Source organism: Geobacillus sp. ZGt-1 (assembly GCF_001026865.1).
GTDB lineage: Bacteria > Bacillota > Bacilli > Bacillales > Anoxybacillaceae > Geobacillus > Geobacillus thermoleovorans.
Genome location: NZ_LDPD01000006.1, coordinates 118,395 through 130,502, shown reverse-complemented (window position 1 = coordinate 130,502; position 12,108 = coordinate 118,395). Strand labels below are relative to the sequence as shown.

The 12,108-nt window shown below is 54.7% G+C and carries 11 protein-coding genes; 2 read left to right on the top strand and 9 right to left on the bottom strand.

Annotated elements, in window-relative coordinates; all coding sequences use genetic code 11:
- Positions 1-270: 270 nt before the first annotated feature.
- The 9 genes from VU18_RS01535 to VU18_RS01500 all read right to left on the bottom strand — a co-directional run bounded on the left by VU18_RS01535 (position 271) and on the right by VU18_RS01500 (position 10,052).
- Positions 271-684: an RDD family protein gene (locus VU18_RS01535; protein WP_011229872.1), complete on the bottom strand. Its 414-nt coding sequence runs from the start codon at positions 682-684 to the stop codon at positions 271-273.
- Positions 685-970: 286 nt separating this feature from the next.
- A complete protein-coding gene (locus tag VU18_RS01530; protein WP_014194852.1) occupies positions 971-2,497 on the bottom strand; it encodes a PP2C family protein-serine/threonine phosphatase in 1,527 nt (508 codons plus the stop codon).
- A gap of 6 nt (positions 2,498-2,503) precedes the next feature.
- A complete protein-coding gene (locus VU18_RS01525) occupies positions 2,504-2,788 on the bottom strand; it encodes an STAS domain-containing protein (RefSeq protein ID WP_223812669.1) in 285 nt (94 codons plus the stop codon).
- Entirely contained in the window at positions 2,685-3,164 is a 480-nt protein-coding gene (locus tag VU18_RS18725; protein WP_231293771.1) for an ATP-binding protein, read from the bottom strand. The genes VU18_RS01525 and VU18_RS18725 overlap by 104 nt, the downstream gene beginning before the upstream one ends.
- 336 nt (positions 3,165-3,500) lie before the next feature.
- Complete coding sequence (locus VU18_RS21160; RefSeq protein WP_014194849.1) at positions 3,501-5,153, bottom strand: helix-turn-helix transcriptional regulator; 1,653 nt, start codon at positions 5,151-5,153, stop codon at positions 3,501-3,503.
- Between the two features lie 215 nt (positions 5,154-5,368).
- The gene (locus tag VU18_RS01515) at positions 5,369-6,778 is read right to left on the bottom strand and encodes a phosphomannomutase/phosphoglucomutase (protein ID WP_011229867.1); all 1,410 of its coding nucleotides are present in this window, start codon (positions 6,776-6,778) and stop codon (positions 5,369-5,371) included.
- The gene (locus VU18_RS01510) at positions 6,729-7,844 is read right to left on the bottom strand and encodes a hypothetical protein (protein ID WP_011229866.1); all 1,116 of its coding nucleotides are present in this window, start codon (positions 7,842-7,844) and stop codon (positions 6,729-6,731) included. The genes VU18_RS01515 and VU18_RS01510 overlap by 50 nt, the downstream gene beginning before the upstream one ends.
- Entirely contained in the window at positions 7,825-9,012 is a 1,188-nt protein-coding gene (locus VU18_RS01505) for a glycosyltransferase family 4 protein (RefSeq protein WP_011229865.1), read from the bottom strand. Before VU18_RS01505 ends, VU18_RS01510 begins: the two co-directional genes overlap by 20 nt.
- Positions 9,009-10,052 (bottom strand): NDP-sugar synthase, encoded by a 1,044-nt coding sequence (locus tag VU18_RS01500; RefSeq protein ID WP_011229864.1) that lies wholly within the window; start codon positions 10,050-10,052, stop codon positions 9,009-9,011. Before VU18_RS01500 ends, VU18_RS01505 begins: the two co-directional genes overlap by 4 nt.
- Positions 10,053-10,343: 291 nt before the next feature.
- On the opposite strand from VU18_RS01500, the gene VU18_RS01495 reads away from it, so the two are divergent.
- Together VU18_RS01495 and VU18_RS18720 are read left to right on the top strand one after the other, a co-directional pair.
- The gene (locus tag VU18_RS01495) at positions 10,344-11,525 is read left to right on the top strand and encodes a Gfo/Idh/MocA family protein (RefSeq protein ID WP_011229863.1); all 1,182 of its coding nucleotides are present in this window, start codon (positions 10,344-10,346) and stop codon (positions 11,523-11,525) included.
- Positions 11,526-11,754: 229 nt separating this feature from the next.
- A partial coding sequence (locus tag VU18_RS18720; protein ID WP_236687246.1) for a sporulation protein occupies positions 11,755-12,108 on the top strand: 354 nt, incomplete at its 3' end.

Sequence of the window (12,108 nt, the reverse complement as noted above, 5' to 3'; positions counted from 1 at the left end):
CGTTTTTCACCAGCCCTCTAAAGGGCTGATGATTTAGTGAAAAACGCGGCTGATCCCGGTCGTTTTTTCATTTGAGAAACATTGAGAAATCAACTTTCATTTTTTGGAGAAATGCCGCTGATTGGCGTGCGACAGCCTTTTTTCACCGGCCTTCTAAAAAACAACAAGGCCCCACTCAAAAGCGTCATTCTTTTGATCGTTGATGATCCGTCACGAAAGATAAGAAAAGGCGTCCCGACCCTCTTGGGACACCCCCTGCTGTTTTCTGCTTTACACCGTCGGTTTTTCCGTTGTCACATACGTCCCAGCGATAAAATCGTGAATCGACCGTTTGTCTTCTCTCGCAGCGACCATAATCGCACTAATGATGAGACCAATGCCAAACGTGATAAAGTATACGAGTCCGCCAACGAACGAGCGCAAAAACATCGTGCCGACCCCAACTTTTCCGCCGTTGACTTTCGCAATCCGGATGCCAAGCATCCGCTTGCCGACCGTATATCCGTACCAAACAGCCGGGACGATTAACGCGTAAAGGATGTTCGCTAATGACGTAAACCAGTTCGTTTCCCAACTGCCAGTGATGAAATAGCCGATGATCGAAATCGGAATGCCAACGACAATCGCATCCAACAAGTTAGCCAACAGCCGCTTCCAAAATCCAGCCGGATTCGTCACCGCCATATGTCTTCCCTCCTGTTGCCTTTTCTATATTGTATTCGCAATCAACAGCGTAATTGTCTTTATTTTAACCTGAATTGTGGAAAGGAATCTATACTATAGTTTGGTGTTTGCCGCCATTATTGGGCGGCAGGAGTGAATGCGTCTTTTCACGATTCGTAAAAAAGATAGCCCAAAAGGCCATTTTTGCAACCGAGACACAGTTGGCTGCCGTGCCGTTTCATACATAAAGAAAAAGCAGCTTGTGAAGCGGATCGATCATCCGAATACAGGCGGCTTTTCCCCTCGTTTAGCCAAGCTTGGCCACCACCGCCGAAAAATCGTCCGGAAGCGGCCCTTTTTGCGCAAAATGGCGGCGCAGATGGTCCAAAAGCACCTGCTCGTCCAATAAAATATGCGGCGTTAGCGCATCGCGGAACGCTTCAATCTTTTGCCGAACGGATCCCGCCCCCCCTTCAATCGCCCCGTCGGAATACAACACAAGCGTCGCCCCCGGCTCGTAGCGCAACCGGCCGCTGTCGACAAAAAGGCGCGGAAGCAGCCCGATCGGCGCGCAGCCGCGGTCCAACTCCGCCACCGTTCCGTCCGGTTGGAACAAAAACCCCGGCGGATGGCCGGCTGATGCATATTCAATCATCCGTTCCTTGACATCCACAAGAACATACACGGCGGTGAAATAATACGTCATCCGCCCGTTTTCATGGTACAACTGGCGCATATGGCGGTTCAACTCGCGAAACACTTCCGTCGGAACGATCCCTTTGCGGATGACGCCGTTTAAGAGCGAGCGGACCGACATGCAAATGAGTGAAGCCGCTGCCCCATGACCCATCACATCCATTAAAAAAATGCCGTACCGCTGTTTGTCGATCGGATACCAGGCGTACATATCGCCCCCCAGCTCCCGTGATGGGATGTACGTTCCGGCAATCTGGATTCCTTTGGCCGACAACGGCTTGCTCAACACGCGCTTTTGCACCTCGCGGGCCAGCCGCAAGTCATCTTTCATCGCTGCGATGTATGGGTTCTCATAAGTTGGACCGGCAAATAAAAACAAGTAAAAAGCGATTCCTCCATCATGGCCAGGCACAGCCCGCACCGTCGTCTGCCTGACATAGACCGAACCGTTTTTCCGCCGCCAGCGCACCCACCCCCTCCATTCTCCACTTTCCCCAGTTCCCGCTTGAATCACCTCATAAAGCCAGGCCTCGTAATAACCCGCGTAAAGCGTATGCAGCGGCTGACCGACAATCTCTACACCATGGCCAGTGATTTTTGTGAACGCCGGATTGACAAACTGAACGACAAACTGGCCATCGGTTACGAGCATCGCCTGTTCCATCGCTTTGTACACTTGTTCAGCGAGCTGCCGTTCATTCTCGTTTCGCTTTGCTTCTGTCAGATCAGCGACAACTCCGCTGACGAGCCTCACTTCCCCGAATTGGCCAAGCACAGGAAACGTCCGTTCAAGCACCCAGCGGACGGAGCCATCCCGCTGATTGATGATGCGATACGTTTGGGCACCCGCATCCGCCCCCGAAAGAAGCGACCATTTTCTTTCCGCCTTGGCGCGGTCATCCGGGTAGGACACTTTTGCCCATATGTCTTGATCGCGGTAAAAGTCGTCCGGAGGCAGGCCGTACAGCTGCTCGCATGATGACGAAATGAACAAGAGCCGCCTTTGTTCCGGCGCTGCGAGCCAATACACATAATCGCCCGGCCCAACGAATACATTCATTTTTTCCAAGCCGAGAAGCAACTCTCGCCACGCGAGGTGGTCATAACGTTGAACATGTTCCCAAAACCCATCCACCATAGAACGTCATTCTCCACTGAAATAATCCATGGCTTCCTTCTCTGTGGCAAATAGTTTGATAAACGAAGAAAATTTGACGATATGGAAAATTTCTGCAAGCGACCCTTCCACTCCGGCAATGACCAACTCTTTTTGTCGGGCTCTCGCCGCCATGACGCTGTCAGCGATGACCCCGAGTCCGGCGCTGTTAATGTATTTGACCCCCTCCATGTTGACGATCAATTGATCCGCCTGTTTGTCCAGCAACTTTTCCAGCGCTTGACGGAACGATTCGACATTGTTTAAGGTAATATCTTCTGCCCATGTAAGCGTGCAAATTGCCCCTTGTTTTGTCTCCATCTTGTTTCCTCCAATAGTCACTCTTTTTTTTGCATTTGCACATGCAAAACAAGACGTTGTTTCCCGCTTGCTTCACGTATACATCGTCGACGATATGGGTGATCAGCTGCAGCCCCCTGCCGCGCGGCCCAGTGTTGACGACATCAGTTTGGGCTACGGAGAAGCATCCTCCTCGCTGTTTGACAATGATCATAAACTGTCTCGCATCAATTTTCCAAAATATCCTAAATGGCAGTTTTCTCGTTTTTTGACAATATTCATACGCATTCGTGCACGCTTCCTCTGTCGCGAGCCGAAGAAAAAGGCAATCGCGCGGCAAAAACCCCATTCTCTTCGCCAGTTCCTCGGTAATGTCCATCGCTTTTAAAATGTCCGCCGTTTTCACGATCGCCATCGTTCGGATCATGGCCTTGGGCTTCATCGGCATTCCCCTATCCTTGTTATGCTTATGCGCCGGCCAAAGCAACATGGCAGCTTTTCCACTATCCCACGTTCCAGCGCTGGGGAAAACGGATTCGAATGCTATTTTTCTCCTTTATTGTTCCATCTATCGAAAAATAGTTCTTATTTACTACAACTCATTATAATACAAAATGGGGTTCATTCCAATTTCCTACATCCAAAAAAAAAGACATCATGGCACCCATCGTCCAATGATGTCCCCTTAGCGGCGCTGCCGGCGGTGGTTTAGTTGATACACAAGGGCGATCAACTGCGACCGGTCATTGACGCCAATTTTTTGAAAAATGTTCGTAATATGATTTTTCACGGTATGGACGCTAATGAACAACCGTTCTGAAATTTCGCGGTTGCTGCAGCCTTGAATGAGCAGCTCCAATACATCCATCTCCCGGGCTGTCAACTGCTCGGACAGCATGTCGATATTGACCGTCCCATCATTCCCACCGTGGGCCTTGCCGCTAATCATCATCGCACCAATCGCGGCCAGCGCCGTCATATACACTTCCGCCTCTTTCGCTTCCCTTCCTTTCTTTATATGAACGGCGAGAACGCCATAGCGGCCATCGCCGACGAAAAACGGCACTTCCATCACCGATTTGCCCTCGACATCAAGCAACGCCGGCACCTCGCTTTTCGCCTTCTCGCCGTGACAGCCATAGCGACGGCAGACATCATCCCGATAACGAACGGCCATTTCTACGTCCATCGCTCCTTCGTGGACAACGGCTGTTTGGCCATCGCTAGACCATACCACGCAGACGAAATCGCCGTAAGCGAGCTCCGCGGCGAATTCGGCCATCATCCGGATGATTTCTTCCTCGTTCTGCACCATACGCATGGCCCGTCCAATTTCCATCAACATCGAAAGGCGCATCAAATGGCGGTCCATTTTCATATCGGCCTCTGTACATTTAGCCAGAAGCAGCCAATGTTGAACGAGGGCGGAGCCGACCGAACGAAGCGCCGCTGGCAGTGAAGAGGCCGCCTCACTGCCGATCATGACCCATCCTTCCATTGTTTTCCCGTACATCGCCGGATACGCAATCATCGCTTTCGGGCGGATGCCATGGCGGACAAAAAAGGAAAAGCGTGGATCCAAAGCGGCATCTTGAACGTAAACCGAACGAAGCGGCGGCTTCGAAGACGAAAGCGGCGGAAACAACGCATCGATCATCTTGCCGCGCAGCTTTCCGGCCTTTTCCCCGCTTGCCGCCGCCACCATCCATCCTTGCGGACACTTGGCGATATACAACGCCATATCGACGCGTTCATCGAACGCCCGCAACTCAAAAAGCAGCTTGTCCACGTCCGCTAGGGCGGAGCTGTCCGTGACCACTGCTTCAAGCCGTTTTCCGTATTCACAGCATTGCTGCTTGCGGCGCTCGCCGCTGATTAATTCCCCGCATATGACCGCCATCTTTTCTATATCTTTTAACTTCGCTTCGACTGCCCGCGCCGGCAGCGCCACCGATCGTTCGATGGCTGACACCCACTTTCCGCCGGCTGCCAGCGGCTGTTCGCAAATGAGCCATTTCGTCTCTTCCTCGATAAACACGCCCGCCCAAATCCAATATTCCGCCTTCTCATCGACAAACACGGGAGCGACGATGCTTTTCATGCCAAAACGCCCGACCGGTACGACCGATGGACGCTGCCATCCGTCAATAACAAGTTCTCGCGGGCAGAAAAACGATGGCGCTTCCCTTTCAGCTGCAAACAAAACGAGCTCCGCCAGCTCGGTCATATTCGATACTTTCGTCACGGGAGCGCCGTGATCATCGACGATAAGCATGCTCAACTCCGTCAATGCCGCGTATGCATCTTGAATATATTGCAACGATTCACGGATCACCACGCCTTCAACTCTCCTACAACTCGTTTTTACCCCTATCTATTATGGACAAATAACTGGCAAGAAATCAAGCTTTAACCCCCTGCGACAGCAAAAACAAACCGGCGCCGGCGGCCCGCACGAGATAGCGGGCGCCGCGCCGGAAAAGAGTTTTTGCGCCAAACAGAGCGCACCATCAAGAACAGGCCCAAGCATTTCGGGCAGCTTGGAAATGAACATCACCAATCGATGCACAATTCAAGAGCATGGAGACAATCAGCCAGTTGCCGCTTAATCTCCGCCAGCGCTTCCTCCGTCTTCGCTTCTGCGCGTAAGACGAGAATCGGCTGCGTGTTCGACGGCCGCACCAACCCCCAGCCTTCCGGGAACTGGATGCGGGCGCCATCGACGTCAACAACCGGATAGCGGCCAGCGAACTGGTTTTTCACCGCAGCAATGGCAGCTGGTTTTTTCTCTTCCGGACAAGCAACTCGCGTCTCCGGCGTCGCCGCGTACCGCGGCACATCGGCAAACCACTCGGACAGCGGGCGCTCATCGTGCGACAGTAATCGAAGCAGGCGCCCAGCGGCGTACAGTGCATCGTCATAGCCGTAAAACTCATCATTGAAGAACAAATGGCCAGACATTTCACCAGCAAACGGGATCTCCGGACGACGGCGCAACGTCGCTTTGACGTGCGAATGGCCGGTGCGATGGAAGAACGGTTTCCCGCCGAGCCGCTCAATTTCCTCAACAAGCGCTTGCGAACATTTCACTTCAACGGGCGCGTCGGCTCCCGGATAGCGCTTAAGAATCTCGCGCCAGAACAGCACCATCAGTTGGTCGCCCCAACGGATCGCACCCGTTTCATCCACAACCCCGATCCGATCACCGTCGCCGTCAAACGCGATGCCAAGATCAGCCTGCTCCTTGCGCACCATCTCAATCAAGGCCGTTAAGTTCTCCGGCACGACCGGGTCCGGATGATGGTTCGGAAACGTTGGATCGGATTCACAGTAAAGCGGGACGACATCGCATCCCCACTCTTTGAGCACTTGTGGCGCAATGATCGATGGGGTGCCGTTGCCGCAGTCGACGACGACCTTCAGCTTGCGCGGACCGAGTTGGATTTTCTCCTTCAACATCTTGATATATGCCGGAGCAAGGTCCAACGTTTCCTCGCGCCCGCGCGCTGTTTCAGGCCGCGGCTGTTCCTGGCTGAGCCGCTCCATCGCCCGCCGCAACGCTTGGATGCGCTCGCCATAAATTGTCGTTTTTCCCATGGCGATTTTAAATCCGTTCTCATCCCCTGGGTTATGGCTGGCGGTGATGATCATGCCGCATGGAATGTTCGTGTAGTATAAGCTGTAGTAAAACATCGGCGTCGTCGAAAGCCCAATATCGACGACATCGCAGCCGCCATCGAGCAGCCCATCTTTGAGCGCCCGATGCAAGCCAGGCGATGATAGACGATTGTCATGACCGACAACCGCCCTCTTCTCGCCTTCCTTTTGCATCATGTCGGCAAAGGCCCGTCCGAGCCAATACGCGAACGACTCATCGAGCTCCTCTCCGGCTCGTCCGCGGATGTCGTATTCTTTAAACACGTGTGCCGGCCATGCGAACGGTTTCGTTGTTGACGTATTCATCGACAACCACCTCCACCGAAATCGATTGAGCGATTGCTGCTGTTAACAAGTACGACAATGTTGACTCCGCCCCCCGATTCGGGTTCGGGCCGTTCGGGCCAAGCCCGTCGCAGCAACTGCCGTCGCTTGGGTCGGCAAGCGGCGCGTTGCCGTCGTTTTGTCCGTAAAACCAAGCGAGGCAGCGGCGGACGACGCCGCGATAACGCTCGTCGTCCGTTGCCCAATACGCTTCGCGCGCCGCCAAAGCGAGCTTCATCACATCAAGCGGCTGTTGATCCCAATCGGCGCGGTAGCGGCGGCTGCACCAGCCGCGGTTGCCGACCGGACGGATGACACCTCCCGGTCCGCTCATTTTTTCAATAAGGAAAGCAAGGCTTTTTTCCGCCACTTCCTTCACCTCATCCCGAGGCGCGCGCCGATATGCCGTCCAAAGCGCCCACGGCAGCACCCCGTTGGCGTACGTCAACTCCGGCTCATACCAATACCAATCGTCGCCAGCATGCTCCCAATACGCCGCAAGCAGCCGCTGCTCAAGCCGTGCAGCCAAAGCTGCCACTTCCTCTTGATCGACGCCAAGCGGGCGTCCTTCTGTCAATAAGACGCCGCAAGTGGCCACCCCCCAGGCGACGCCGCGCAGCGAACGAAGCTCCCAAGCCGCCGGCATGGCCCGCCGCAACATATCTGCTGCCGCCTCGCGCCGCGCCGGATCGCTGAGGCGAACGTAAGCCAACGCCGTCGCCCAAAACGACCGCCCGAAGCAGTCGTCTGACGGCGTTTCCTCTTCTTTTGTCCGATCGAAGAAAAAGTTGTTATGGAACGTGCCATCATCGTTTTGCGCCCAAAGCAAAAACGCCAAATACCGGTCAAGCAAACGGTGCAGCCGCTCTTTCTCTCCTTTGTCTTCACATAGCGCCATCCATTCCAGGCACGCCCAGATGGCGCGGGCGTTGTCATCGGTCGAATAACCCTCGCGACGGCGCGGGATGCGGCCAAGGCTATGCTCAAGCAATCCGGTGTCGTCAGTCATGCGCTCGAGATGGTCGAACTTAATGACTGACGGTGCCAATGGTCTTCACCTCCCCACGTTTCGCGTCGCACATGCGCGCAAACAAGGCGACATGCTGTTCGCCGACGCGCGGCCAATGCGTGTTTGCCCCGATTTGGCGCACCTTTTCCTCCCATCGCTTCAGCGCCGCCTCGTCGGCCAACAGCTGCCCGAGCCGCTCTTCCCAGGCGGTCGTATCGCCATACGGCAACAACAGCTCTTCACAACCTTGCAACAAATCGCGCGCATGCTCATACGGCGTCGAAACGACCGGACGGCCGACGCCGACCGCATAGGCAAGCGTGCCGCTTGTGATTTGCTGCATGCCCGGGTACGGGGTGACGTATAGATCGCACGCCGTCAAATAATCGATCAATTCCTCTTCGCTGAAATACCGATCTTCCATGTAGACATGGAGCTCAAGCCCTAAACGGTGAATGAGCGATTTCAACTCCTCGCGATATGCTTCTCCTTCCCTCTTTTTCACTTCTGGGTGCGTCTGTCCGGCAATGACATACAGCGCTTCCGGCACCTTGCGCACAACGCCCGGCAATGCGGCCAAGACCGATTCAATCCCTTTGCCGCGGCTGAGCAGCCCAAACGTCAACATCACTTTGCGGCCGCTGAATCCGAGGCGTCGGCGAAGCGAATCGCGATTTTCGCTGCTTGGGCCTGGAGCACCGTGCGGAATGTAGACAATTTTTTCTTCCGGCAGGCCAAACGCTTTGACCAAATACGGAATCGCCTGCCGGTTCATGACGATGATCGCATCGCTTGCCGCCGCGATTTTCTCTTGAATCGGGCGATACGGCAACGGCGGGTCGGCAAACACCGTATGGAACGTCGTTACGAGCGGCTTGTTGAGCGCGGCGATGAAATCAAGAATGTATTCGCCCGCCTCGCCGCCGAAAATGCCGAACTCATGCTGCAATAAAACGACGTCGATGTCGCTTTCATTCACCCTTTTGGCCATCTCGGCATACGCCGCGCGGTTTTGCGCCGGAAGCGGCCAATACGCCGGGTTGTGGCGATAGGCGTCATCGCCGTCGCTTTCGTTGTACAACACGATGACGCGGTCGCCGTCGGACGGGCCCCGGACGCCGTCAATGCTTTGTCGCAAATGTTCCGTAAACGTCGCCAGCCCGCACCGCCGCGGCGGGTACGTGCTGACGTAGGCAATTCGAATCATGCTTGCACCGCCTCCTTGAACTGATTAATAATCGAATCTTCGAACACTTCTCCCGCCGGCGTCACCGTCCGATAGCCGAAAATGCTGTTTTGCAAACGGCTGCGGTCACGAATGACAGAGCGGTCCCAAACGATTGTCTGCGCGCAATGGACGCGGGCGCCAATTTGGCAGCGGTCGCCGATGACCGCATTTGGGCCAATGACAGCCTGCGGACCGATTTTCACGTGGTCGCCGATGAGCACAGGCGGCACAAACAAGACGCCAGACCCAATCTCCACGTTTTCACCAACAAACACGCCCGGTTGAATTTCACGTCCTTTGAGCGGAATCGGAAACTCCCGGCTCAACGCATCCCAATGCACTTGGCGGTAGCGGGCCGGCGTCCCCATATCACGCCAGTATCCGGTGCTGACGATGCCATATACACCGACATTCTTCTCGATCAGCAGCGGGAATGTTTCACGCTCGATCGACACTTCCCGCTCAGCCGGAATATAACGCATCACGTCCGGCTCGAAAATATACATGCCGGCATTGATGCGGTTCGATGGCGCTTCTTCGCGGCGCGGCTTTTCGACAAAGCGTAAAATTTGCCCACGATCGTCTTGTTCGACCACCCCATAGGAAGAAGGATCGTCTACTTCCGTTAAGACAATCGTCGCCAAACCGCCATGTTGACGATGGAAATCAAGCAGCGGGATCAATTGCGGCAAATGCACAATGTCGGCGTTAAACACGAGAAACCGTTCCTTCAGCCAGCGCTCGGCGTTTTTGATCGCCCCAGCCGTTCCGAGCGGGAACGGTTCGAGCGCGTATGTAATCTTGACGTTCCAGCGCTTCCCATCTTCGAAATAGCGACGGATCACTTCTGAACAATGATGTGCGGCGATGACAAATTCGTTGACTCCTTGGTCGCGAAGATGAACGATGAGGTGTTCAAGCCATGGCCGGTTCGCAATCGGGGCCATCGGTTTGGGGATGTTTTCGGTCAATGGACGAAGACGCGTACCTAATCCTCCTGCCAGCAACAATGCTTTCATTTCGTCATCCCTCCATATCTTTTTTTCACAAAAATAGACACCTTTTTTGACGGATGAACGAGAAAATGAAAGTAGTTCATAGATTGCTAGCACTCGGCTGCGATGGTTGCTAATAATAATATACATAATATTCCTCCTTCTATGCAAGCGAAATAATTGTCGGATGGTGTCGATGAGGAATGATTGATGCTTGCAAATTTCAAAACTTTCATTTTCTCGTTCTTCTTTTTCTTTGCGGTATAATGAGTATCGTTAATGCTATATATATGTGAGGGAGGAGGAGAATACGCCATGATTTCTTCATCATCTTTCCGTTACCATGTTGGCATTGCCGGTGCCGGCGCATTCGCTGAATTTCTCGCCGGCGCGCTCGCCCCGCTTCCTTCCTTCCATCTCGCCGCTGTCGCCGGGCGGACGGACGAAAAACGCCAGCGCGTCATCGACGCCTATCGCCGCCGTCAGGCACAGGCGGGCGACGTGCGCGAATACCGCGAAGCTGAAGAATTGATCGTTGACCCGCATGTTGACATCGTCATTCTCACCACCCCGCCGCATTTGCACGCCCCGCTTGCCAAGCGGGCGCTTGAGGAAGGCAAACATGTGTTGCTTGAAAAGCCAGGCGGCCTCACCGCCGAGGCGCTGCGGGCGAACATCCAGCTCGCCGCCCGCCAAAACCGGGCGTTGGCGGTCAATCTCGTCCTTCGCTACCACCCGCTCGCAGAAGCCGTCAAGCAACTCATCCACCGCGCGTTTCTTGGCCCAGTGGACTACGCAAGCCTTCACAACGCGGCTCACCGTGTCGCGGAAGGCCATTGGTTTTGGGACGAGCGGCGAAGCGGCGGCATCCTGATCGAGCACGGCGTCCACTTTTTTGAAGTCGGACGCGACTGGTTTGGCGAAGCGGCTTCCGCACGCGGATTCGCGTTGCGAGAACCAGACGGCACACGGCCGCGCGTCGGCGCTACGGTGATTCATGAAAGCAACGGCTGGCGCATCCCCGTCCATTATTACCACGGCTTTACGATGGACCCCGCCGCTTCGGAATCGACGCACTGGGACATTCATACGGCACGCGGGCGCATCGTGCTTGAAGGCTGGATTCCGACGCAGCTATCCGTCTCCGGCCTCGTCTCAACCGATGAGGCAGCGCATATGGACGCTTTGCTTGATGCCATTCCGAAACAACCGTCCTCCCGCGCCATCGAACAAGTCAGGCAAGCGGCCAACCGCCTGTTGCCGTCGGTTCCACGGTCAGACGCCCCGCGCATCCCGTACGAGCGCACCGTGGTGCTCTCGGACCGCCACGGGTGGTACGAAGCGATTGCCCAAACGCGCTTTCTTGATTTTTGCCGTTTGATCGAGAACCCGAGCTGGCGCGTCCTCGTCACCGCCGAAGACGCCGCCGCCGACCTCGCTTTGGCGGAAGCGTGCACCGTTGCAGATGAAGAAACCGATCCGCTCGGCATCCGTTAACACAACGAAACAAAAAGGAAAGGTGTCCCAAAAAGATCGGGGCACCTTTTTTGATTGCCGTATATAATTGTTAAAAAGCAATATATTGCGTTTCGCTTCTTGAACATCGCCCTTTGGCGTCAGACTCTTGGCGGGACGGTATCGTTCCCACCTTTTTAATTAAGAAGGACGGAACCTTTTCACCAGGCGCTCCGTATTCTCAACTGAAATCGATGACAAGGAGGAGAACTTGTTGTTCAAAAAACTGTTAAGTTCTATCGGCATCGGAGCAGCCACTGTTGATACGAAATTAGCGAAAGCGCAATATGTCCAAGGCGAAACAGTCGAAGGGATTGTCGACATTCGCGGCGGCAGCATCGAGCAGCATATCGACGAAATTTACTTAGCGTTAGTGACGACCTACCTTCGAGAAATCGATGATAAGAAACACGAGGAAAAAGCGGTGCTGGCAAGGTACAAAGTAAGCGGCTCGCTGACGATTGGGCCGAACGAAACGAAAACGATCCCGTTTCAATTCGCCTTGCCGTACGACGTGCCCGTCACGCTCGGCTCTTCGCGGGTATGGCTGCAAACCGGCCTTGAC

Coding starts and splice junctions, on each gene's coding strand:
- VU18_RS01505 (WP_011229865.1), bottom strand. CDS start 9,012: ATGATTCGAATTGCCTACGTCAGCACGTACCCGCCGCGGCGGTGCGGG.
- VU18_RS18725 (WP_231293771.1), bottom strand. CDS start 3,164: ATGGGGTTTTTGCCGCGCGATTGCCTTTTTCTTCGGCTCGCGACAGAG.
- VU18_RS01500 (WP_011229864.1), bottom strand. CDS start 10,052: ATGAAAGCATTGTTGCTGGCAGGAGGATTAGGTACGCGTCTTCGTCCA.
- VU18_RS01535 (WP_011229872.1), bottom strand. CDS start 684: ATGGCGGTGACGAATCCGGCTGGATTTTGGAAGCGGCTGTTGGCTAAC.
- VU18_RS01495 (WP_011229863.1), top strand. CDS start 10,344: ATGATTTCTTCATCATCTTTCCGTTACCATGTTGGCATTGCCGGTGCC.
- VU18_RS01515 (WP_011229867.1), bottom strand. CDS start 6,778: ATGAATACGTCAACAACGAAACCGTTCGCATGGCCGGCACACGTGTTT.
- VU18_RS01530 (WP_014194852.1), bottom strand. CDS start 2,497: ATGGTGGATGGGTTTTGGGAACATGTTCAACGTTATGACCACCTCGCG.